Below are 22,230 nucleotides of genomic sequence, written 5' to 3'. Positions count from 1 at the left end.
CCAATCGTTCGGGTGATTCGTGGTCATCACCATCAAACGGCTGTCTTCACACGGTAGTGAGGCTCTGCGTAAACGGGGTCCAGCAGAACCTGTCTTCGAGTCGACGGAACCGCCTACCGTGGCTGTCATGGACAACCGAGCTGAGGTGCGTGAGTTCTTGTCGTCACGCCGTGCACGCATCACGCCCGAGCAGGCAGGCGTCGAGCAGTTCGGCGGCCGTCGCCGCGTCGCCGGCCTCCGCCGCGAAGAAGTCGCCCGCCTCGCCGGAGTCAGCGTCGACTACTACACCCGCATCGAGCGCGGGAACCTCACCGGCGCTTCCGACAGCGTCCTTGACGCCATCGCTTCCGCGCTCAGCCTTGACCGTGCCGAGCATGACCACCTCTTCGACCTCGCCCGCGACGCCAACGCCACGACCGTCCGTGCGCGGGCCAAGGCGCCAGCCCCGGCCGGTCTGCCCCCCGCAGTGCAGTTCATGCTTGACACCATCACGGAAGCGCCGGCTTTCATCGGCAACAACCGAATGGACATCGTCGCCGCGAACACGCTTGGTTACGCGCTCTATTCCGACATGTACCGGGGGACGGCGCGGCCAGCGAACCACTCCCGATTCATCTTCCTCGACCCCCGCGCCTACGACTTCTACCCCGACTGGGAACGAGCCGCGAACGTCAACGTCGCGATCCTCCGCCGCGACGCCGGCAGGAACCCCCACGATCCCGGAATCGCCGCGCTCGTCGGCGAGCTCTCGGTGCGCAGTGATGAGTTCCGCATCCGCTGGGCTGCACACAACGTCCGCCGGCACTACTCCGGCGCGAAGAGCTTCAACCACTCCGCCGTCGGCATGCTGGAACTCACCTACCAGGTCATGGAGCTCGAAGACGTGCCCGGGCACAGCCTCACCGTCTACCCCGCAGCACCCGGCACCCCATCTGCTGACGCGCTGAAACTCCTCGCGTCTTGGGCGGCGACCGAGCGCATCACCGACAAAGCCGCCGCCACCTCACGCGCCTGACGGCTCTTCTCGCCGGCAAGCCGGCACCTTTCTGCCGCTGCGGCCGCCGCCGACGCGGTGAGTGGGCACCCTGCTCGCACTGGTGCCCCGCCGCGCCTACACCTTCGACGAAAGCGCTCTCGTGACCTCCACCACTGACCAACCACAGACCGAAGACGTCGCCGAGGGCCGACTGCCGTGGTTTCCTCTCACGCTGCTTGCTGCGATCGGGTTCGTCCTCGTTGCGATGGAGACGATGCCCGCTGGCCTCCTGCCCGTCATCGCGGACAGCATGCACACGAGCGAAGGCACCGTCGGCCTCTTCGTCAGCGCATACGCCATCGGCACCGTCATCGCCACCGTCCCTGCAATCGCCCTCACCCGGAGCCTGCGCCGGAAGCCGCTGATCATGACCGCAATCGGGGTCCTGCTGCTGGCGAACACCGTCACCGCATTCTCGCCGGACGTCGCCGTGTCGCTGATATCCCGCTTCATCGCCGGTGCGATGTCGGGAACGATCTGGGGCATGTTCGCCACCTACGCCCGCCGCATCAGCCCGCCCCGCTTCGCTGGTGTCTCACTCGCGATCGTGTCCACCGGCGCTCCCGTCGGGTTCGCGCTCGGAACCCCCCTGGGTTCCTTCCTTGGTCACGCGCTGACGTGGCGGTGGTCCTTCGGGGGCCTGAGCATCATCGGGCTCATCGTCCTGGCGTTGATTGCCCTGTTCGTCCCGGACGCCCCCGGCCAGACCAGCGCCGTGAAACTCTCCGTCGCGAAGGTCTTCCGGATCCGCGGGATCGCCATCATCCTCGCCGTCATCGCGACGTGGATGCTCGCCCACAACACCATCTACACGTACATTTCCCCGTACCTGCGGGCCACCGACACCGGCATCAGCGCCGGCCTGATGCTCCTCGTCTACGGCATCGCCGCGATCGCCGGAGTCATCATCACCGGCGCGCTCCTGGACCGCCACCCGCGTCCGCTGCTGCACCTCAGTGCTGGCCTGTTCGTCATCACCGGCGTGATCCTCCTCGTCGCTCATACCTCGACGATCGCGATCCTCGTCGCAGCGGTGCTGTGGGGAGTCAGCTTCGGCGGCGCATCCACACAGCTACAGGCGGCACTCACCACCGCTGGGGGCGAGAACGCCGACGTTGCCAGCGCGTTCCTCCCTGTCGCGTTCAACATCGCCATCTTCGCCGCCGGCATCTTCGGTGCCGCGCTCCTGACCGCCTTCGACGGGCTCGTGCTCGCCGTCGTGATGATCGTCTTCGGGACCATCGCGGTATTTCTGACCATGGTCGGCCGCCGCTCCGCGTTCCCCGCGAAGCTCTGAACAGAAGGACGCCGGCCCCGCCATGTGAGGGCGATAAGGGGGTCCAACAGCCCCTCTCTCGGCGCCATCGACGCGGCTACCGTCGCTCTCATGAGCGCAACACTCACCCTGAACAACGGCGTCCAAATGCCCGCCATCGGCCTCGGCGTGTACCAGAGCCCGCCCGACGAGACGGCCGCCGCCGTCGAGACGGCCCTCGCTGTCGGATACCGCCACATCGACACCGCCGCCGCGTACCAGAACGAACGCGAAGTCGGCGAGGGGATTCGCCGGTCCGATCTGGACCGGTCCGACGTGTTCATCGAGACGAAGATCTGGCCCGTCGACTTCGGCTACGACCAGACCCTCCACGCGTTCGACAAAGGTGTCGGGAAGCTCGGGATCGACATGATCGACCTGCTGATCCTCCACCAGCCGATGCCGCAGCGGTTCGACGCGACCGTCGACGCGTACCGGGCCCTTGAGCGCTTACTCACGGACGGGAAGGTCCGCGCGATCGGCGTCAGCAACTTCATGCCCCACCACCTCACGAAGCTCATGCAGCACACCGCCGTCGTGCCCGCCGTCAACCAGATCGAACTGCACCCCTACTTCACCCAGCCCTGACCTGTCCCGGGTTTCCCGGACACCTGGGTTGGGGCGATGATCGTCCCGGAGAAGGAGTCCGTGATGCCTGCTGTGAAGCCTGAGGAGTTCCGTCGCCGCGCTGTGGCGCTTGCCCGGCAGGGTGAGAAACCGGTCCGTGAGATCGCGAAGGACCTCGGGATCAGCGAGTCGGGCCTGCGCCGCTGGATGAGCGAAGCGGCCGTCGAAGAGGGCCGCGCCGAAGGGATGACCCGTGACGAACGGGCCGAGCTGGTTCGGTTGCGTCGGGAGAACCGGGTGCAAGCGATGGAGATCGAGATCCTGAAGCGGGCCAGCGCATACTTCGCGCGGGAGAACGTGCTCCCAAAATAGGGTTCCGGCTCGGCCGCGAGCTCGCCGATGACGGGGTGCCCGTCGCGGTGACGTGCCGGGTCCTGCAAGTCTCGCCGTCGAGCTACTACGAGTGGCGATCCCGCCGTGCCTCGGACCGCGACATAGACGACGCGTACCTGATCGACCAGATTCGGGAGATACATGTTCGCTCTCGCGGCACCTATGGTGTCCGTCGGGTGCACGCGGAGCTGGTTCTCGGGCAGTGGCGCCGGATCGGGCACGGCCGGGTCGAAAAGCTCATGCGCCTTGCCGGGCTGCAGGGAGTCCATCACCGGAGATGGCGCACCAGCGGCTCGGGCCGGCTGCCGGCCGTGTTCGAAGACCGGGTGAAGCGGGTGTTCGCCGCAGACGCGCCGGAGAAGCTGTGGGTCACCGACATCACCCAGCACCGCACCGGCGAGGGGTGGGTGTACTGCGCGGCGGTGATCGATGTGTTCTCCCGCCGCTGCGTGGGCTGGTCGATCGCGGACCACCTCCGCACCGAGCTCGTGGTCGACGCGATCCAGATGGCCACCTGGCGCCGCCAGCCCACGGGAACCATCGTCCACTCGGATCGTGGAGCGCAATTCACGTCATGGTTATTCGGCAGCCGGCTCCGCGAAGCCGGGCTCCTCGGCTCAATGGGACAGGTCGCGTCCGCGTATGACAACGCGCTGATGGAATCGTTCTTCGGCTCGATGCAGATCGAGCTGCTCGACCGCTGCGACTGGCCCACCCGCGCCGAGCTCGCGTCGGCGATGTTCGAGTGGATCGAAGCGTTCTACAACCCCACCCGACGCCACTCCGCGCTCGCCTACTACTCGCCCATCGAATTCGAGAACCTCTACACCGCCGCCGAAACCGCGGCATGATCAACACAAAGAGAGCGTCCGGGAAACCCGGGACAGGTCACTAGCGCGTATGCGCCAGGTGGGTCCCTACGATGGCGCCATGCCCGGCTTGATCCTGCAACAGCTTCCGCCGACGTCGGCGTGGGCTTCACCGTTCGAGCCGAGGCTGCCGGGCTTCAACGACGGCTGGTGGATTCGTACTTGGCGCGAAAGCGGTCGGGACGAGGCGGATGCGCTGTCGTTTTTCGATAGCGGTGAGGAGGTTGCCAGGGCGATGCTGCTGCCGCATGCACCACAAGCAGCTCATGTCGGCCTGGGACGCCTCGTGCATCCAATGGAGCTAGCGCGATTTGAAGTAGCCGCTCATCGGCAGGGCCAGGGAATTGGTCGCCGCGCCGTCGAACTCATGGTCGAGCGCTACAGCGGCCAAGACCTCTGGGTGCACGGAGATGCAGCGGGCTTCTATGAGCGGACCGGCTGGATGCGGTACAACCGCGCAGACGGTGACCGATCGATCGTGCCGTTCTTCACGCTGCACGCTTGATCCCTAAGACCTCGCGCCGGGGTTCCTGGTACAGCGTCTCGAACTGACATAATTTATATTATCGGCGCTCACGCTACACCTCGTTTGGGGGGTATCAGGGCGGAGAAGCCAACCGCTAGGTTCCAAGGATTCATCACCTTGGGGGGACCTGTGCGACGTATCAATGCGCTCAAGGGCGCGCTAACCCTGCTGCTGGTAGCCGGTTCACTTTCTGCGACCACAGCCGCGCATGCAGATGACCTGCACCCAGCGGTGAAGGTCGACATCGATCACCCAGGGACCTTCGTCGACACAGACGGAAACCCGCTCACGGTTTCGTCCGACTCGGGGTCCACCGATGACGCCCGCGTTGTTACCGGAACAACGGTCGGCGGCGATCCCTTCGATGAGACGATCTACTCCGGCTTGGATGTGACCGAATCGGGGACTCCTCCCACCTCGGGCGACAAGTCCGTCCAGACCATCGTCGCTGCGACTCCGACCACCGTTTCCGTGGCATGGAAGGCGCAGGCCGATGCCGACCAGTTCCAGCTTCTTGTCGACGGCGACTCCCTCGGAACACAGCCGACCGGTTCGTTCGTCGCCACGGGACTCACGCCCGGCACGTCCTACGCACTTCAGATGATTGCCACGTCGCCGTCGAAGGAGACGCAGGCAACTGTTTTTGACCTCGACAAGTGGAAGGCCGATCTCAACCAAGCACTCGACGCCGATGCTGCCGACAACGGATCGTCCCCATCACCCAGCGACACCCCAGCCCCGACGCCGGCTCCGACCGACACGGCGACGCCGGCTCCGACCGACACCCCAACGCCGGCTCCGACCGACACGGCGACGCCGGCTCCGACCGACACCCCAACGCCGGCTCCTGCCGATGATTTCGACAGCACCACGACCGGGGCGACGGCGCCAGCGTTTTCGACGACCCAGAATCTCTCCGTGAAGACGCCGGCAGCGCCGGTCACGCAGTCGCTGAGGGCTCGACGGCTTGCAGCAACGGCCGCGGTGCCGGCGACGGTCGCGTCGACCGCGGTGAACTATCGGACGTTCATCCCCTGGACCACAATTGCGGACGGCGGCGACGCCAGCGACCAAACCATCGCTGACGGCTGTATCGCCGAGTACAACGTGCTCGACTTACACGAAGCGCCACTTGTCGCCCTCGCGAGTGCGGCGGCCGAGACGTTCAAGGGCGACGGCCGGGGCTTTCAGCAGCCCGCCGCCTCTGACGACCACCCCTACCGCACCGAAGCCGTCGTCAACGTTGACTGGAACGATCAGACCGTCGACACCGGGGCAGACACCGGCTACACCCGCATCCTCAGCACCGACGACGGCTCAGTTCTCGCCCAGCGACAGGCACCCATCACTGGTATCACGTTCGCAAAGGACACTGACTTCAGTAACGGTTATGCCCGGGTTCTCATCAACCATGTAGCTAACGATCCGTTCTGCCCCCACTTGAAGGAGGTTGGTTCCATCACCTACAAGGCAGCTTTGGACATGTACGCGACGGGCCTGACACGAATCAGCGGTTGGCAATTCACGATGCCCTCTCACGAAGCGTGGGTGAGCTGGAATGGTGCCACCACCTGGACAAACCTCTTCCACAGCACTGCCACCCACCTCTACTGCCTGCTTGCCGGCATTTACGACCTACCCATCGTGATTCTCAAGGGTGACCCGCCGAGCACCAACCCGACAGTGTGCGCGCAAGTCATCTCCGCCCAGGTGAATCGTTCTACGGACGAGTGGGTTACGGTCGCCGGCCAGTTCGGCCTCACCAAAAGCGGCAAGTTGTGGGGCTCGGGCAACGCATCACTCCTCGGGGCCTATGCGAACGGCAGCAGCTCCTGTACGGTCAACGATTTCGTGAACCCTTATAAGATCCACGGGGTGAATGACCCCGCGCTGCACGCACAGCAGACCGGGTACGTCCTGAATGGGGACGGTTCGTTGATCACCTGGACGAATGGCAACGGGCCCGAGACGATCCCGGGAACGTGGAGAAGTTTCGATCTTGATGGCAGTACCGCGGTCGGGATCGCCGGTAGCGGCGACATTCAGGTGTGGGGTCGCAATCCAGACTTCGTCAACAGATCGTATAGCGCCGACCCGTCCTACATTCAGAGCCCGACGCCGATCAGTTCCGGCATCAACTTCACGCAGGTCGCGATAGACCAAGGCACCATCATCGGTCTGGACAGTGACGGCAACGTCTGGCGTCGGGTGAACGACCCCGATAATCCGCCGAACGACGGCCACTACTACCACTACACCTGGCAGCAGTACGACACGGGCGGCGTGAAGTTTGACCAGGTCGCTCAGAGCGCGGGCTACGCCTGGGGACTCACCGGGGACACTATCTGGTCCTTCGACGACGACCTCTGGGACGCGGCCGACAACGATGCGAGCGCCGACACCACTCTCGACGGCATCACGAGCCTCAGCATGGATCGCAGCATCGGCACCATCACCGCCCATCAGGGGACCCTGATGACCGCCTGGGGGGCCCCCGAGGATCTCACGGACGGAAACTCGGGATCCCTCGCTGCGCCCGACATGGCGGGTACTCGGGTGGACTTCCTGGACTTTGTCGCGACGGACGGAGACTGGTATCAGATCGACGAGAATACCGGGGCATGGGTCAATCGCGGAGCGCCGCCGACGGTCTCGCTGTCACCGGAAGACGCGTCTTACACTTGTAGGTACGCCTCATAACTGCATGGAATAACATATTAGTGAGGGTGTGCGCGGCATCAAAACGCCGGGCACACCCTCACTAATTGTTAGGCGTCACGGACCGGTCACTCCAAAGGAATGCAATCCGCTTGTGACGAGCATTCCAATCGGGAAAGATAGCACCATGACTAGACCGATGCATATTGCAAGCCCATTCGCCCACTCTAGCCGTAGCCCGCGGACATATAGAATGAGCAGGAGTAACGCGGCAATTGTTCCTACTGGGACTGCTATAGCTGAAATCAAAGCCCAGTTCGTGTCGCTCAGCGGCGAATAACCAATCGGGAGAACGGCGACATCGTTCAGCGCAAAGAGTGCGGAGACTGCGAGTGCCCAAGTTGCCTTGGTGGCAGCGTGAGGGACTGGGACCGACTGGTGCGCGGAAGACTCCGCCTGAAAGTCCGCCGGATACCTTGGTCTGCGACCCGCCCAGGCTGACCCGTCCCAGTACCGCACATACCACGGGTCCGGATCGTCGTACCAGCCCGGTTCCTGGTTCATGCACGTAGCATAGAGCCACTTGCTGTGGCGACCACTACGAGGCGCCAAGGCAGCGGCGGAGGCTCGGTTAGCGTATTTTGCGGTTCGATCCGAGCGCCCGACGATTCCGAAAGAGGCCTTGTAGATCCGACCAAAAGCTCCTACCTGCCGTTCCTGCAGGTCATTGTGCAACGCGCAGCCGCCGATGTCGGTCGGTGAGCACGGCTGGGGCCACAAGCGGGCCAGCGCGGCACCGTTTCGCACCATCTGAATGCCGTACGGCCCGGTGTCACCGCTCGCGGCCCTCATCGCCGCGATCGCGGCCACGGTCGTCCTGCTGCTGCTCGCGCTGCCCGGCTGCGCGCTCCTTCGCCTCAGGAGACACGCCGGCGTCCGGGTCGACACCGGCGGCGCGTATCGTGTCGCGCTCCCGCTCGGCACGCGTCCGGTCGGCCGCCTTCGTGACCTCGTTGGTGGCCGCCTTCGCCACACGACCGATCGCCCGGCCGACGTGACCGAACGCCTCTTCCCCTGCGTCGCTCATCGCGGCTCCTCCCTGTGTGACCCGCGGGCTCGCGGCAGTCGTCATGCCCTGCTTTGCGGCGCGAACGTCAGCGGCTGCCTGCGAGGCCCGCTGGGCCTCGCGCTGCCGGTCCTCTACCGTGGCCGGTGGCCGCGTCGTCAGCTTCGCGGCCTTCCCCGTAGCCGTGACCCGGGCGGCGAGCTGCCGATCTTCTGCTCACGGAAGGCTGCGGGGATCGCCTGGGTCTCGGCCGCGTCCACGCGGTACCGAGCCCGGAAGGTGTCCACCTCCGCAGCGAGACGGGTCCACTCGCCGCGGCGCTCGACGTCGGCGGGGGCGTCCCCGAGCTGCCGTGCGTCAGACAGCAACAAGTACGACCCAAGCTGGGTCGCCGCAACGTCACTCGAACAGGAACGTCTCGTTCCTGACGAAGCGCCCTCTACGCACTCGAGCCCGGAACGGGCTTCCTCGCACACCGGGAGGCCGGGAACGTCATCCACACCTACGTGATCTTGTCCCACCCGCTGGCATGGTTCGACGGCATCGACTTCGCCGACGCCGACGTCACTCGCGCCCGCATCGCTGCCGAGTTCGATGGATGGGCACCGGAACTCACCGCGCTCGTCACGGACAGCGACACGGCGCCCGTCCTCCGCAGCATCCACGAGCTCCCCGACCGGCACCGTTGGGTCCGGGTCCCGGGCGTGACACTCCTCGGTGACGCCGCGCACGTCACGGTGCCCGGTGGCGAGGGCGCGAACATCGCCATGCTCGACGGGGCGGAGCTCGACGAGGCCATCGCCGCACAGCCGGACGATCTGGAGGCAGCGCTGGCCTCGTACGAGGCCGTCATGTTCGAGCGCAGCGAAGCCGAGGCCGCCGCCGCACATGAGACCGTGGATCTGGTGTTCGGCACCGGGGCTCCCCACGCACTGGCATCGCTGTTCGCTGGCGGCGACCCGGTCGGTGACGACGTGACGCAGTCGCGGTGAAGCGTCACGGCGCCCCCATCGGCGCCCGGACTCACGGCCGCGGCGGGAGCGCCCGGATGACGTCGAGCCCGGGGGAGAGCTCGACGTCGCCCACGGCGAACGGCACGAGCACCGTGTCACCCGCGGCGAGCGGGAGCGTGCCCGACCCGGACCCCATCGTCCCGCTGCCGCCGACGACCACGACGACCGCGAACGCCGCCGGCAGGCGCACGGGTTCCGTCGTGCGGATCCGTTCGGCGCGGAAGAACGGGTCCGCGGCGGGCGGGAACACGGAGGCGGTGGTGCTGTCGGGTGCCGTCGGGTCGCCGACGAGCCGGGCGACGTCCTCCGCGGTCCAGGCGCGTCGGTCGAGTGCCCGGAGCGACTCGTGCAGCTCGTTCCCCATGAGCGCCGTGGCAGCGTCGAGGCCCGCGTAGCCGTCGTACTCGAGCAGGATCGACAGGTCCGCCGGCTGCTGCAGCTCCACGAGCGTGATGCCGGGGCCGATCGCGTGCGGCACCCCCGCGGGCACGAGCAACACGGACCCGGGGCGCAGCGGCACGCGGTGCATCGCGGCGAGCATCGCGCCGGCGTCCTGCTCCGCGAACCAGGCTGCGGCGTCGGCCACGGAGACCTCGCGCGTGAACCCGAGGGACGCGTAGCCGTCGACGCCGTCCGCCACGGCGAGCACGATCCACGCCTCGGTCTTGCCGCGGGGCTCGCCGAGGTGGGTGCGGGCGTGGTCGTCGTCCGGGTGGAAGTGCACGAACAGGCGCTCCGCCGTGTCGAGCAGCTTCACGAGGAGCATGGTCTCGGCACCGAACCGGGCGACGTGCTCCGAGCCGAGGAACCCCTGGGGGTCGGCCCGGACGGCGTCGCGGAGCGTCAGTCCCGGCGCGAGCTCGGTGAGGCCCACGTGGTCGGACCCGTGCACGGTCGTGACCGAAGCCACGAAGTCTTCGGGCGTGTACGGGTCCACCTCGGACTCGGGGAGGCCTCGGAAGCGCGCGATGCCGGCGCCGCCCCGGTAGGGCCGGGCAGGCGGCTGGTTCGCGGCGAGGCGGATGGGGGCAGCGGACCATTCGGCTCGTGCAGCGTCGTCCGCTGCGTCGTGCGGCTCGGGTCGGTCAGGCAAGGTGCACCACCGCGTAGAGGTCGAGGGTCGGGATGGTCACACGCGCGACGCCGTCGGCGAGGTGCACGGGCGCGGTCTCGGGGTCGAGGCCCGGCCGGTGGACGGTCGCGGTCGTGATCGCGCGATCCGTGCGGACGCCGATCTCGAAGTCGAGCCGGCACTGGACGGCGTCGTCGGCCTCCTGGTAGTCGAAGTTGACGACGTGGACGGCGAGCGTGTCGTCGGGCAGATGGTGGACGTTGACGGCCATCGCCTCATCGAACTCGCCGAGGACGTCCTGCGGTACCAGGTCGGGGATCGCGCGCACGTCGTCGAGGTGGTTCGTCCCGGCGTGGGTGAGCAGGGCCTCCCGGTCGACCGCCGGCAACTCGGTGCCGTAGGCGCCGTTGACCACGACGCGTCCACCCTGGTCGAGATAGCCGAGGAGCGCCTCGTGCTGGCGGGCGCTCATGTTCCACGCGTCCGGTACGACCACGGTCGCGTACGGGGCGAAGGTCGCTGCCACCGTGTCGTCCTGGCGGAGGCCCTCGTCCGGCAGGACGATCGCGTCGAAGGTGCGGCCGGACCGGCTCAGGCACTCGATGGTCTCCCAGTACGAGGAGGCGCGCGCGTCGACCGCCTCGACGGGCTCGAACCAGCGGCCGTCGTCGCTGAACATGTCCGAGTCCATCATCGCCCGCATGACACTGGGGACGGAGTACACGACGGCGGTGCTGTGCACGGAGACGTTCGACGTGACGGCGTCGAGACCGACGAGCGCCTGACCGGTCTCGACCGCCAGGTCCTTCGGCACCCAGTAGGAGTCCTTCACCTCGGTCCCGAGCCACGAGCCGTACGGCAGGGACATGTTCGCGCCCATCGCGTTCGCCTCAAAGATCGACAGGCGGAACAGGTCGTGGGCGCGTCCTCGCTGGATGCGGCGGAGCAGGTCCTCGGTGATGCCGCCGTACGGGTTCTCGACCGCGACGAGCGGACGTCCGCGGCTCATCCCGACGCCGTGGCGGAAGTACCAGGGCTGCTGGTACTTCGTCTCGCGCATCTCGGTGACGAGCACGTCGACGTCGTCGACCATCGCCTCGTAGAACGGCGCGCAGTCGTAGAAGTTGCCGGCGACGCGGACCTGCTTGCCCTGCGACGCCGCGTACTCCTTCACGTACGAGGCGACCTCGTGGAACGTCTCGGTGATCGCGATCTGCAGGAAGCGGCAGTACTCGGCGTACAGCGGGTACGTCTGCGGGGCGGTGCCCGTCCGGTACCCCTGGTCGAGCAGCCACTGCCGGTAGTCGAACGTGGCGAGGTCGACCCCGGCGAGTTCCGTCGGGGGTGTGTCGAGGGTCTGCAGGTACGCCCGGAACCCCTTGACGCAGTCCTTGCAGAAGCAGCCGCCGTAGCGCAGGGCGAGCAGCGGCACGTCGGTCTCGTCGAGCTGGACCCCGGGCGCCCCGGCGTCGATCTGGATGCGGACGACCGCCTTGAGGTACTCGCGCCAGACCGGGTTGTTCCGGTCGGCGAGGTAGCAGGACTGGCCCGTGCCGTCGACCTCCACCCAGTGGGCGTGCAGGGGGCGGCCCTCGAGGTCGCGGGACACGACCTCCTCCCACAGGTCGGTGACCTGGTCGCCGTCGCTGTTGACGAGGCCGTCGGGGAAGTAGTGGCGGAACGGCTTCCAGTCGGCCGGTCCGGTGTCGGTCGAGAACTCGCGGAGGCCCATCGTCGTGCGCGTGCCGACGTCCCGCAGCTGGTTCTGGGCCAGCACGCGACCGTCCTCGACCTCGGCGGGGAACTCCCACGCCTGCGCCTCGAACACGATGCCGAACAGGTCGACGCCGCGCTCCTTCGTGTACGCGATGAACTCCGACTCGTTGACGTAGCCGTGCTGGCGGAACCGCTGCGGGATCGGCCCGAACGCCTCGTCCTCCAGGTACGGGAGGCTGATCACGCCGCCGCCGAGGCCGGCCCAGACGAGCATCGTCCCACCCATCTCGACGACGTCGTCCGCCATCGTGAGCCGCCGCGGGGGCATGCTCGGGTGGTAGCAGTGCTCGTTCGGGTACCAGCCGTCGAAGTAGATACCGCGTTCCATGTGTCGCTCTTCCTCCCACAGCGTCGTGGGCACGTGACGGGTCCGACCCGTCGGTCAGCTCCCGATGACGGGAGTGTCCATGAACCGGGCAGCGGCGCTGCGCCGGATGACCACGTCGACCGGGACCACCTGGGACCGCGTGTCGTCGTCGAGTGTGAGCACCATCCGCGCCGCCGACTGGCCCATGCCCCAGGCCGGCTGCGCCGCGACGGTGATCGCCGGGTCGACGAGGCGCGCCCACGGCACGTCGTCGAACATGACCAGCGAGAGGTCCTCGGGCACGCGGAGACCGCGGTCGCGGACCGCGGCCAGCACCGCCTCGCCGAGGATGTTGTTCGAGGCGAGGAGCGCGGTCGGCGGCACCGCCGAGTCGAGGAGGCGGATCGCGCTCGCGTAGGCGGTGTCCCGGGTGAACCGGGTGCGCACGACGAGTTCGTCGATCACGGGGACGCCCGCCTGCTCGTGGGCGAGCCGGTACCCCGCCTCGCGCTGGCTGCCCGTCGTGAGTTGGGAAGGCCCACCGAGGTACCCGATCCGCTCGTGCCCCAGGGCGAGGAGGTACTCCGTCAGTCGGCGGGCGCCCCCGAGGTTGTCCGCCAGGATGGACGGCACGTCGAGGTCGGCCATCGTCCGGTCGGCGAACAGCACGTTGATGCCGATCGCCCGCGCGGTCTCCCACGCGTCGAGGTTGCTCCCCGTGGGGAAGGCGATGATCCCGTCCACGCGTTGCTCGACGAGCAGGTCGATGTACTCCCGCTCGGTCGCCGGGTCCTCGCCGCTCGCGCAGAGGATCACGTGGCGTCCGAGCTCCTTGGCGCTCGCGAGGACCCCCTGGGCGAACTCCCCGTAGAAGTTGTTCGAGATGTCGGTGACGATGAGGCCGATGTTGTTCGTCGTCCGTCGTTTCAGGTCCCGACCGAGCGCGCTCGGACGGTAATGCAGGTCCTTGGCCGCCGCCTCCACCCGCTGGCGCGTGGCCGGGGCGACCGCTCCGACGTTCGAGAAGACCCGCGACACCGTGCCCATGCCGACGCCGGCCGCCTCGGCGACCTCGCGCATCGTGACCTGGCCCCGCTTGGGGCGTTGCGTGCTGTCGGTCATCCGTCGCTCCTCCCTGACGCGGCGCTCGCCGCGTGCCCTGCATAGCGCAGAGCGACAGGGACGACGTCCCGAGCGGGGGCAGCGGCGTTGCGTGGCATCGCGTCCCTCCTCGGGCAGGCAACAGAAAGTGGAACCGTTTCCACATCGAACAGTAGGAGGAACGCGCTGGCGCTGTCAATGGTGGCGGGCTCGGAGGCCCGATTCCGCCATATTTCTTGGCCAGAGGAGTTGACAACCCTCGACGCGCGTGCGCATTGTTGGAACCGTTACCACTCAGCATCGATGCTGTGAGGGTCCGAGGAGCCGCGATGGCGCGGCCGGAGAGGTCCACATGACTGCACCATCCGCCTCCGTCGCGGAGCACATGCGGGCGAGCGTCCTGCACGCCCCCGGCGACGTCCGTGTCGACACCGTGCCGGTGCCCCGACTCGATCCCGACCAGGTCCTGGTCCGGATCGCCGCCGTCGGCGTCTGCGGCTCGGATGTCCACTACTTCCACGAGGGCCGCATCGGCTCGTTCGTCGTCGAGCAGCCGATGATCCTCGGGCACGAGTCGGCGGGCACGATCGTCGCCGTCGGGGCCGCGGTCTCACCGGACCGCGTCGGCGAGCGCGTGTCGATCGAGCCGCAGCGCGCCTGCCGACACTGCGACCAGTGCAAGCACGGCCGCTACAACCTCTGCACCTCGATGGAGTTCTACGCGACGCCGCCGATCGACGGCGCGTTCGCGGAGTACGCCGCCATCCAGACCGATTACGCCCATCCGATCCCGGACACGATGTCGATCGAGGCCGCGGCGCTCTGCGAGCCGCTCAGCGTCGGCATCTGGGCCAACCAGAAGGCGCAGACCGCGCCCGGGAGCTCGGTGTTCATCGCCGGGGCCGGGCCGATCGGTGTCATCGCCGCGCAGGTCGCCCGCGCGTTCGGCGCGACGCGGATCATCGTCAGCGACCCGGTGGCCGAACGCCGGGAGGTCGCACTCCGCTTCGGCGCGACGGAGGTCGTCGACCCGATGGTCGTCGACGTCGCGACCGCCGACTACGAGGTCGACGCCTTCATCGATGCGTCCGGCGCCGAACCCGCCGTCCGCGCCGGCATCCACGCCGTCGCTCCCGCAGGTCGTGTCGTCCTCGTCGGCATGGGCGCCGACGAGATCCGGCTCCCCGTGTCCCGCATCCAGAACCGCGAGCTCGTCGTCACCGGGGTGTTCCGGTACGCGAACACGTGGCCGATCGCCATCCGGCTCATCGCAGCCGGGCTCGTCGACGTGGACGCACTCGTCACCGGTCGGTTCGGCCTCGACGAGGTCGAGGCCGCGCTCGACGCGGCGACGCGCCCCGACACGCTCAAGGCCGTCGTCGTCCCCTGATCTCCCGTCGCCCGTTTCGTGGCCTCGGCCCGTCCATCCGGACGTCCCCGCAACACACCATCCCGAGACTCCTGAGGAGTACCCCCATGAAGATCCCCGCATCGTCGCGGCCGATCACCCGCGGACGACTGATCCGCCGGACCGCCGCCACCGTCGCCGCGGCAGCCGTCGCGATCTCCCTCGCCGCGTGCAGCGCCGGCGGCAGCGGCTCGTCCAGCAGCGCCATCACGGCCTGGAGCACCACCGCCGACAAGCCGAACATCCAGCCGTCCATCGCGACGTGGAACAAGGCGCACCCCGACCAGAAGATCACCGACTCGTACTTCGGCACGAACGACTTCAAGGACAAGATCCGCACCGCGATCAACTCGCCGCAGGCACCCACGCTCGTCTACAACTGGGGCGGCGGCACGCTCAAGTCGTACGTCAAGGCCGGGCTCGTCAAGGACCTCAGCAGCGACCTCAAGTCGGACACGTCCTTCACCCACAAGATCGTCCCCTCGATCGCGGACACCGGCAAGGTGAACGGCAAGACCTACGCGATCCCCGCGAGTTCCACCGCGCCCGTGGTCCTGTACATGAACAAGGACGTGCTGCAGAAGGCCGGCATCAGCGAGGCTCCGGCCACCTGGGACGACCTGCTCAAGGACGTCAAGAAGCTCCGCGCGGCCGGGGTGGCCCCGATCTCGCTCGGTGGTCAGAGCAAGTGGCCGTACCTCATGTACATCGAGTACCTCGTGGACCGGATCGGCGGCCCTGCTCCGTTCCAGGCGATCCTCGACAACAAGCCGAACGCCTGGTCCGACCCCGCCGTGATCCAGGCCACGACGATGATCCAGCAGCTCATCAAGGCCGGGGGCTTCGCGGACGGGTTCGCGTCGGTGTCCGCCGACACGAACGCCGACCTCGCGCTCATGGTGACGGGCCGCGCGGGCTTCCTCCTCCAGGGCACGTGGGCCTACTCGGGTATCTCGTCGATCGACCCGAACTTCGTCAAGAGCGGCAAGCTCGAGGTCGCACCGTTCCCCGCGGTCTCCGGCGGCAAGGGCGACCCGGAGGACATCGCGGGCAACCCCTCGGTCTACTGGTCGGTGTCGTCCAAGGCGTCCGCCGCCCAGACGAAGGCCGCGCTGCAGTACGTGACCAAGAGCGTCTGGAGCGACTCGTACGTGAACACGATGATCGGGCAGGGGCAGATCCCGCCGGTCACCGGGGTGTCGTCGAAGCTCAAGGGCGACTTCGCCAAGCAGGCGGAGCAGATGATCACGGACGCGCCGCACTTCCAGCAGTCCTGGGACCTCGCGCTCAGCCCCGCCGCCTCGACGGAGTTCTGGACCCAGCTCGACCTGCTCTTCAACCAGTCGGAGACGCCGAAGCAGTTCTCCGACCACATGAACACGACCATCGGCAAGTAGGCATGCGCACACGGAACGGTGGGGCCGTCATCGACGGATCGGCCCCGAGCAGTTGGTTCGTCATCCCCGCACTCGCGATGTTCCTGGCGTTCGCGATCATCCCGCTGGTGATCGCGCTGGGACTCAGCTTCACGAGTTGGGACGGCCTCACCGCTCCCGTGTTCAACGGGATCCGCAACTGGATCAGCCAGCTCGGCGATCCACTGACCTACCACGCGCTGTGGCTCACGCTGCAGGTGATCGTGATCTCGTGGGTGATCCAGACGCCGATGAGCATCCTCGTCGGGGTCTTCGTGTCGGGCAAGCAGCGGTACCGCGCCGTCCTCGCCGCGCTGTACTTCCTGCCCCTGATCCTGTCGTCGGCCGCGATCGCGATCGCGTTCAAGGCGCTGCTCGACCCGAACTACGGCGTCGGTCACGCGTTCGGGTTGCCCGCGCTGTCGAAGGACTGGCTCGGCAGCCCCGCCACGGCGCTGTACGTGGTGATCTTCGTCATCGCGTGGCAGTTCATCCCGTTCCACTCGCTGCTGTACCAAGCCGGCGCGCGCCAGATCCCGGCGTCCCTCTACGAGGCGTCGCAGATCGACGGGGCCGGACGGGTCCGCCAGTTCTTCAGCATCACGCTGCCGCAGCTCCGGAACACGATCATCACGTCCTCGACGCTCATGATCGTCGGGTCCCTGACCTACTTCGACATCGTGTACGTCCTCACGCAGGGCGGCCCCGGGTACGCGACCCGGATCCTCCCACTCGACATGTACCTGACCGGCTTCTCCGCCAGCGACCTCGGCGACGCGAGCGTGCTCGCCGTCATCCTCGTCGTCATCGGATTGGTCATCGCGCTCGCACTCACCCGGTTCAGCGGGTTCAACCGCATGACCAGCGAGCAGGAAGGCGCCTGATGGCGATCGCAAGCGTCCGGGACACCGCCGTGGGCGGATCCACCACGACCCGCACGAACGGCGCCGGTCGGCCACGGCGCACACGGGCCAACCGGAACGTCGTCGGCGCGGTCGCGGCCTGGGTCTGGCTCGCCGTCGTGCTCCTGCCGATCTACTACGTCGTGATCACGAGCATCACCGCGCAGGGCTCGTACTACACGCGGAACCCCCTCGCGCCGCCGACGCACCCGACCCTGGCGAGCTACGCGCTCGTGCTGCAGTCCGGCTTCGGCGTCTACTTCGCGAACAGCGTGATCGTCTCGCTCGTCACCGTCGTCGTGACGACCGCCGTCTGCCTGCTCGCGGCCTACGCGATCGTGCGCTCGCGGCGGTGGATCGTCCGGAGCACCTACTCGCTGTTCCTCCTGGGCCTGGCGATCCCGCTGCAGGCGACCGTCATCCCGCTGTTCTTCGTACTCGGCCGCGTCGGCCTGTACGACACGCTCGCCGCGGTGATCCTGCCGTCGATCGCCTTCGCGATCCCGATCACGGTCCTCATCCTCGTCAACTTCATCCGCGACATCCCGGGGGAGCTGTTCGAGGCGATGCGGGTCGACGGTGCGGGGCAGTGGGCCATCCTGTGGCGCCTCGTGCTCCCGCTCTCGCGGTCGTCCATCGCGACGGTCGCGATCTACGACGCGCTCCAGGTCTGGAACGGGTTCCTGCTGCCCCTCGTGCTGACGCAGAGCGACGACAAGCGCGTCCTGCCGCTCGCGCTGTGGAACTTCCAGGGGCAGTTCAGCATCAACGTGCCGGCGACGCTCGCGGCGGTCGTGCTCTCGGCGCTGCCGATCCTGGTGCTGTACCTTCTCGCGCGGCGGCAGCTCGTCGCCGGGCTCACCATGGGCGCGGGCAAATGAGCGCGCGCTGACCGCAGTGGCCGCGCGCGCTGACCGCAGCGTCCGCGTCAGGGCGCGGCCCGGTCGAACAGGCGCCCGGTGACGGTCGTCGGTTCGATGACCACCGTCGCGATCTTCGGCGTGGGCAGCATCGACCGGAGTCGCCCCGCCGTGCCGTCGTTCGCCTGGGTCGTGTGGGCTGGCCCGCGGACGACGACGCTCCAGGCGGTCCACCCGTCGTGGTGGTCGACCTCGAAGACGAGTTCACGTCGGTCGGCCACGGCGGCGAGGATCGCGTGGCTCGAGGTCGCGAAGACGATCTGGCGGTCGTCGGAGAGGTGGTTGACGGGCAGGATCTCGATGCTCTCGTCGGTGCGGAACGCCACCCGCCCGGTGCTCGCGTCGCGCAGTCGGGTCCAGCACTGGTCCGGATCGAGGACCAGGACGAGCTCCTCGACCGGTGCGGTCGACGCGTGGGCGCCGGGCCGGTCGGAGGTGCGGGTCGGGACGGGCTCGGGGTCGTTCCGGTGCTCGCTCACTCGTTGTCACCACCCGTGGCAGCAGTGGCCGAGACGGTGTCGACACCGACGTTCGCCGAACGGACCGCGGCGGCGTCGTGGTGCGCGTCACCGTCGTCGGTCCAGGTCCAGTCGGCGACCTCGGGGATGTCCTCCCCGTGCTCCCGGGTCCAGGCGCGGGCAGCCATGCGGGCGTCCTGCATGCGCTGACGGAGTCCGGCTGAGCGGGACGCGAGCCCGGGAACGCGGTCGAGCACGTCGATGACGAGGTGGTACCGGTCCATGTCGTTGAGCATGACCATGTCGAAGGGCGTCGTCGTCGTGCCCTCCTCCGTGTAGCCGCGGACGTGCAGGTTGCCGCTGCCGTGTCGGCGGTACGTCAGTCGGTGGATGAGCCACGGGTACCCGTGGTAGGCGAAGACGACCGGCTTGTCGGGGGTGAACACGGCGTCGAACTCGGCGTCGGACAACCCGTGCGGGTGCTCGCCCTCGCTCACCAACCGCATGAGGTCGACGACGTTGACGACCCGGACCCGGAGCGACGGGACCTCGCGGCGGAGGATCGACGCGGCCGCCAGGGTCTCGAGCGTCGGGACGTCGCCGGCGCACGCGAGGACCACGTCGGGCTCCTCGCCGTCGACCTCGGTGCCGGCCCAGTCGAAGATGCCGAGGCCGCGGGTCATGTGCGCGATCGCCTCGTCCATGGGGAGCCAGTTGAACGTCGGCTGCTTGCCCGCCACGACGACGTTGACGTAGTCGACGCTCCGGAGGCAGTGGTCGTACGTCGAGAGCAACGTGTTGGCGTCGAACGGCAGGTACACCCGAACGATGTCTGGCTTCTTGTTGACGACGTGGTCGATGAAACCCGGGTCCTGGTGCGACAGCCCGTTGTGGTCCTGGCGCCACACGTGCGACGACAGCAGATAGTTGAGCGACGCGATCGGCCGCCGCCACGGGATGGTCTTGCTCACCTTGAGCCACTTCGCGTGCTGGTTGAGCATCGAGTCGACGATGTGGATGAAGGCCTCGTAGCTGGTGAACAGTCCGTGCCGTCCGGTCAGCAGGTAGCCCTCGAGCCACCCCTGGCACTGGTGCTCGCTCAGCATCTCCATGACGCGGCCCGCGCGCGCCAGGTGCTCGTCCGACGGCACCACCTCGGCGTCCCACTGCTTGTCGGTCACGTCGAGCACGGCGTTCAGGCGGTTCGACGCGGTCTCGTCGGGGCCGAAGATCCGGAACGTGTCCGGATTCGCGAGGACGACGTCGGCGAGCCACCGACCGAGGACCCGGGTGGACTCGTCGATGGAGCCGCCGTGCGCGGGGACGTCGACCGCGTAGTCGCGGAAGTCGGGCAACACGAGGTCCCGCTTGAGCAGCCCGCCGTTCGCGACGGGGTTGGCGCTCATCCGCCGGTCGCCGGTCGGGGCGAGCGCCGTCGCGAGTGCGACGGGCCGGCCCTCGTCGTCGAACAGCTCCTCGGGTCGGTAGGAGCGGAGCCAGCCCTCGAGCACCTGCAGGTGTTCCTCGGTGTCCCGGGCGCTCGCGAGCGGCACCTGGTGGGCACGCCAGCTGCCCTCGGCGGGCTTGCCGTCGATCTCGGCGGGGCACGTCCAGCCCTTCGGTGTGCGCAGGACGATCATCGGCCAGGCGGGGCGGCCCTCCAGGGTGCCCGCGGCGGCTGCGGCCTTGATCTCGGCGACGTGGTCGAGGACCCGGTCGAGGGTCTCCGCCATCCGGCGGTGGACCGCCCGCGGGTCCTCGCCGTCGAACCCGCCGGACACGACGTAGGGGGTGTGGCCGTACCCGCGCATGAGCGACAGCAGCTCCTCCTCGGGGATCCGGGCGAGCACGGTCGGATTCGCGATCTTGTACCCGTTGAGGTGCAGGATCGGGAGCACGACGCCGTCGTGCAGCGGGTCGATGAACTTGTTGGAGTGCCAGCTGGTCGCCAGGGGGCCGGTCTCGGCCTCGCCGTCGCCGACGACCGCGGCGACGAGGAGGTCCGGGTTGTCGAAGGCGGCGCCGTACGCGTGTGACAGGGCGTAGCCGAGTTCCCCGCCCTCGTGGATCGAGCCCGGGGTCTCGGGTGCCGCGTGGCTCGGGATGCCGCCGGGGAAGGAGAACTGACGGAACAGGCGCCGGACGCCGTCCTCGTCCTGCCCGATCCGTGGGTAGACCTCGGTGTAGGTGCCGTCGAGGTATGCGTTCGCCACCATGCCCGGGCCGCCGTGCCCCGGCCCCGTGACGTACAGCGTGTCGAGATCGCGTTCCTGGATGGCCCGGTTCAGGTGGGCGTAGACGAAGTTGAGTCCGGGGGTGGTTCCCCAGTGACCGAGGAGGCGCGGTTTGACGTCGTCACGGGTGAGCGGCCGTCGGAGCAGCGGGTTGTCGAGCAGGTAGATCTGCCCGACGGAGAGGTAGTTGGCGGTCCGCCACCACGCGTCGAGGCGGTCGATCGTGGGCTCGTCCACCTCCGCTCCGTTGCCGCGCCGGAAGGCGACCTCGGTCGCCGTGGTGTCGGTCCTGCTGATGGTCGTGTCGGTCATGCGTTCTCCTCGATGGGGTCCGGTCGAGTGGCCGCACCACTCGCTGCCGCGGTCGCGACGAGGTCGCGGTGGCGGGTCACGAGCACGGGTGCGGTCAGGTTGATGAGCACGTCGTGGAGCACCGCGCCGACGTACCCGGCCCGCGCCTGGGCCGGATGGCGCGCGCCGATGACGAGGAGCGCGTGCCCCAGCGCGACATCGAGCAGCATGGGCGCCGCTGGACGGGAAGCGGTGCGCGCGGACACCTCGAGGAGCGGGTGGGCGTCCTGGACGCGTCCGCCGGTGGTGCCGAGCGGGGTGCCGTCGTCGCCGGAGCCGTCGGGTTCGAGCGCCCGGACGAGCACGAGTTCCTCCTCACGGTGTTCGGCCTCCCTGGCCGCGGTCTCGCACACGTGCGCCGCCCCTGCACCGCCGCCGACGCCCGCGACGACACCGCGACGGAACCGCAGGTCCGTGTCCGGGACGACGACGACCGAACAGCGCGCGCCAGCCGCGAGGGCGAGCGCCCGCGTGCCGAGCGCCCGGCCGTGCAGGTGACCCGTCTTGTGCGTGCCCACCACGAGGAGGTCCTCGTCCTCGGCTACCCCGAGCAGGGCGGCCACGACGTCGTCCCCGTCGATCCGCAGCAGCGACACCCCGACGTCGCGACGGCGGGTGCGAGCACGGGTGACCGCGGCCTCCAGGTCCGGGTCGGAGGGTGGGCCGTCCGGAACCGTGCGGACGTGGGCGAGCACGACGGACCCGTGGTCTCGCTCGGCGCGGTCGAGCGCCCAGTCCAATGCGCGTCGACTCGGCCGCGAGTCGTCGAACCCGACGATGTACCGCTCACCCATGTGCCGCCTCCTCCTCGATGGTCCATGCTGTGGCGGACCGGACCCAGAG

Annotated in this window: 18 protein-coding genes and 1 pseudogene; 12 read left to right on the top strand and 7 right to left on the bottom strand. The window is 68.2% G+C overall.

The features are described from left to right. Positions 1 to 127 precede the first annotated feature (127 nt). From DEI86_RS15080 to DEI86_RS15045, 7 genes and pseudogenes are all read left to right on the top strand, one after another. Positions 128 to 1,015, top strand: coding sequence for a helix-turn-helix transcriptional regulator (locus tag DEI86_RS15080; RefSeq protein ID WP_111026234.1), 888 nt, complete (start codon positions 128 to 130; stop codon positions 1,013 to 1,015). Positions 1,016 to 1,136: 121 nt separating this feature from the next. Then, positions 1,137 to 2,333: an MFS transporter gene (locus DEI86_RS15075; protein ID WP_258376574.1), complete on the top strand. Its 1,197-nt coding sequence runs from the start codon at positions 1,137 to 1,139 to the stop codon at positions 2,331 to 2,333. A 90-nt stretch (positions 2,334 to 2,423) separates the two neighbouring features. Further along, positions 2,424 to 2,933: pseudogene (locus DEI86_RS15070) on the top strand (aldo/keto reductase); the annotation flags it as partial. Between the two features lie 69 nt (positions 2,934 to 3,002). Further along, the gene (locus DEI86_RS15065; RefSeq protein ID WP_181439808.1) at positions 3,003 to 3,290 is read left to right on the top strand and encodes a transposase; all 288 of its coding nucleotides are present in this window, start codon (positions 3,003 to 3,005) and stop codon (positions 3,288 to 3,290) included. 35 nt (positions 3,291 to 3,325) lie between these two features. Beyond that, positions 3,326 to 4,162 carry an IS3 family transposase gene (locus DEI86_RS15060; protein ID WP_181439807.1) on the top strand — a complete coding sequence of 279 codons (837 nt, stop codon included), beginning with the start codon at positions 3,326 to 3,328 and terminating at the stop codon, positions 4,160 to 4,162. Positions 4,163 to 4,241: 79 nt separating this feature from the next. Continuing rightward, a complete protein-coding gene (locus DEI86_RS15055; protein WP_146244964.1) occupies positions 4,242 to 4,685 on the top strand; it encodes a GNAT family N-acetyltransferase in 444 nt (147 codons plus the stop codon). Between the two features lie 150 nt (positions 4,686 to 4,835). After that, on the top strand, positions 4,836 to 7,406 hold the full coding sequence (locus tag DEI86_RS15045; protein ID WP_146244963.1) for a hypothetical protein: 2,571 nt from the start codon (positions 4,836 to 4,838) through the stop codon (positions 7,404 to 7,406). A gap of 790 nt (positions 7,407 to 8,196) precedes the next feature. On the opposite strand, the gene DEI86_RS15035 is transcribed toward DEI86_RS15045, so the two are convergent. Further along, positions 8,197 to 8,451, bottom strand: coding sequence for a hypothetical protein (locus tag DEI86_RS15035; protein WP_111027578.1), 255 nt, complete (start codon positions 8,449 to 8,451; stop codon positions 8,197 to 8,199). A 485-nt stretch (positions 8,452 to 8,936) separates the two neighbouring features. Between DEI86_RS15035 and DEI86_RS15030 the strand changes: the two genes are divergently transcribed. After that, positions 8,937 to 9,422, top strand: a complete 486-nt coding sequence (locus DEI86_RS15030) for an NAD(P)/FAD-dependent oxidoreductase (RefSeq protein WP_181439806.1) — start codon at positions 8,937 to 8,939, stop codon at positions 9,420 to 9,422. A gap of 31 nt (positions 9,423 to 9,453) precedes the next feature. Here the strand turns inward: DEI86_RS15030 and DEI86_RS15025 are convergent, their stop codons facing one another. The 3 genes from DEI86_RS15025 to DEI86_RS15015 are packed head-to-tail and all read right to left on the bottom strand — an operon-like array spanning position 9,454 to position 13,720. After that, on the bottom strand, positions 9,454 to 10,536 hold the full coding sequence (locus DEI86_RS15025) for a class I mannose-6-phosphate isomerase (RefSeq protein WP_111050052.1): 1,083 nt from the start codon (positions 10,534 to 10,536) through the stop codon (positions 9,454 to 9,456). Further along, the gene (locus tag DEI86_RS15020; protein ID WP_181439805.1) at positions 10,529 to 12,652 is read right to left on the bottom strand and encodes a hypothetical protein; all 2,124 of its coding nucleotides are present in this window, start codon (positions 12,650 to 12,652) and stop codon (positions 10,529 to 10,531) included. Before DEI86_RS15020 ends, DEI86_RS15025 begins: the two co-directional genes overlap by 8 nt. A gap of 21 nt (positions 12,653 to 12,673) precedes the next feature. Then, positions 12,674 to 13,720 (bottom strand): LacI family DNA-binding transcriptional regulator, encoded by a 1,047-nt coding sequence (locus DEI86_RS15015; RefSeq protein ID WP_111011384.1) that lies wholly within the window; start codon positions 13,718 to 13,720, stop codon positions 12,674 to 12,676. A 331-nt stretch (positions 13,721 to 14,051) separates the two neighbouring features. Here DEI86_RS15015 and DEI86_RS15010 point away from each other — a divergent pair, with 331 nt between their 5' ends. From DEI86_RS15010 to DEI86_RS14995, 4 genes are all read left to right on the top strand, one after another. Then, positions 14,052 to 15,089, top strand: a complete 1,038-nt coding sequence (locus DEI86_RS15010) for an NAD(P)-dependent alcohol dehydrogenase (RefSeq protein WP_111050050.1) — start codon at positions 14,052 to 14,054, stop codon at positions 15,087 to 15,089. Between the two features lie 86 nt (positions 15,090 to 15,175). Next, entirely contained in the window at positions 15,176 to 16,504 is a 1,329-nt protein-coding gene (locus tag DEI86_RS15005) for an extracellular solute-binding protein (protein WP_111050049.1), read from the top strand. A 2-nt stretch (positions 16,505 to 16,506) separates the two neighbouring features. After that, the gene (locus DEI86_RS15000; RefSeq protein WP_111037420.1) at positions 16,507 to 17,406 is read left to right on the top strand and encodes a carbohydrate ABC transporter permease; all 900 of its coding nucleotides are present in this window, start codon (positions 16,507 to 16,509) and stop codon (positions 17,404 to 17,406) included. Then, on the top strand, positions 17,406 to 18,305 hold the full coding sequence (locus DEI86_RS14995; protein WP_111011388.1) for a carbohydrate ABC transporter permease: 900 nt from the start codon (positions 17,406 to 17,408) through the stop codon (positions 18,303 to 18,305). The genes DEI86_RS15000 and DEI86_RS14995 overlap by 1 nt, the downstream gene beginning before the upstream one ends. Before the next feature lie 47 nt (positions 18,306 to 18,352). Here DEI86_RS14995 and DEI86_RS14990 read toward each other — a convergent pair whose 3' ends face one another. Genes DEI86_RS14990 through DEI86_RS14980 form a run of 3 tightly spaced genes read right to left on the bottom strand, consistent with a single transcriptional unit; the run spans position 18,353 to position 22,181 of the window. Next, on the bottom strand, positions 18,353 to 18,823 hold the full coding sequence (locus DEI86_RS14990) for a pyridoxamine 5'-phosphate oxidase family protein (RefSeq protein WP_111037421.1): 471 nt from the start codon (positions 18,821 to 18,823) through the stop codon (positions 18,353 to 18,355). Continuing rightward, the gene (locus tag DEI86_RS14985) at positions 18,820 to 21,348 is read right to left on the bottom strand and encodes a phosphoketolase (protein ID WP_111050048.1); all 2,529 of its coding nucleotides are present in this window, start codon (positions 21,346 to 21,348) and stop codon (positions 18,820 to 18,822) included. Before DEI86_RS14985 ends, DEI86_RS14990 begins: the two co-directional genes overlap by 4 nt. Then, on the bottom strand, positions 21,345 to 22,181 hold the full coding sequence (locus DEI86_RS14980) for a universal stress protein (RefSeq protein ID WP_111050047.1): 837 nt from the start codon (positions 22,179 to 22,181) through the stop codon (positions 21,345 to 21,347). Before DEI86_RS14980 ends, DEI86_RS14985 begins: the two co-directional genes overlap by 4 nt. Positions 22,182 to 22,230 lie beyond the last annotated feature (49 nt).

The sequence above is a fragment of the Curtobacterium sp. MCBD17_028 genome, from assembly GCF_003234875.1.
Taxonomy (GTDB): domain Bacteria; phylum Actinomycetota; class Actinomycetes; order Actinomycetales; family Microbacteriaceae; genus Curtobacterium.
This window is presented reverse-complemented; position numbering and strand designations above follow the sequence as displayed.

Coding starts and splice junctions, on each gene's coding strand:
- DEI86_RS15005 (WP_111050049.1), top strand. CDS start 15,176: ATGAAGATCCCCGCATCGTCGCGGCCGATCACCCGCGGACGACTGATC.
- DEI86_RS15065 (WP_181439808.1), top strand. CDS start 3,003: ATGCCTGCTGTGAAGCCTGAGGAGTTCCGTCGCCGCGCTGTGGCGCTT.
- DEI86_RS15080 (WP_111026234.1), top strand. CDS start 128: ATGGACAACCGAGCTGAGGTGCGTGAGTTCTTGTCGTCACGCCGTGCA.
- DEI86_RS15010 (WP_111050050.1), top strand. CDS start 14,052: ATGACTGCACCATCCGCCTCCGTCGCGGAGCACATGCGGGCGAGCGTC.
- DEI86_RS15055 (WP_146244964.1), top strand. CDS start 4,242: ATGCCCGGCTTGATCCTGCAACAGCTTCCGCCGACGTCGGCGTGGGCT.
- DEI86_RS15035 (WP_111027578.1), bottom strand. CDS start 8,451: ATGAGCGACGCAGGGGAAGAGGCGTTCGGTCACGTCGGCCGGGCGATC.
- DEI86_RS14995 (WP_111011388.1), top strand. CDS start 17,406: ATGGCGATCGCAAGCGTCCGGGACACCGCCGTGGGCGGATCCACCACG.
- DEI86_RS15015 (WP_111011384.1), bottom strand. CDS start 13,720: ATGACCGACAGCACGCAACGCCCCAAGCGGGGCCAGGTCACGATGCGC.
- DEI86_RS14985 (WP_111050048.1), bottom strand. CDS start 21,348: ATGACCGACACGACCATCAGCAGGACCGACACCACGGCGACCGAGGTC.
- DEI86_RS14980 (WP_111050047.1), bottom strand. CDS start 22,181: ATGGGTGAGCGGTACATCGTCGGGTTCGACGACTCGCGGCCGAGTCGA.
- DEI86_RS15000 (WP_111037420.1), top strand. CDS start 16,507: ATGCGCACACGGAACGGTGGGGCCGTCATCGACGGATCGGCCCCGAGC.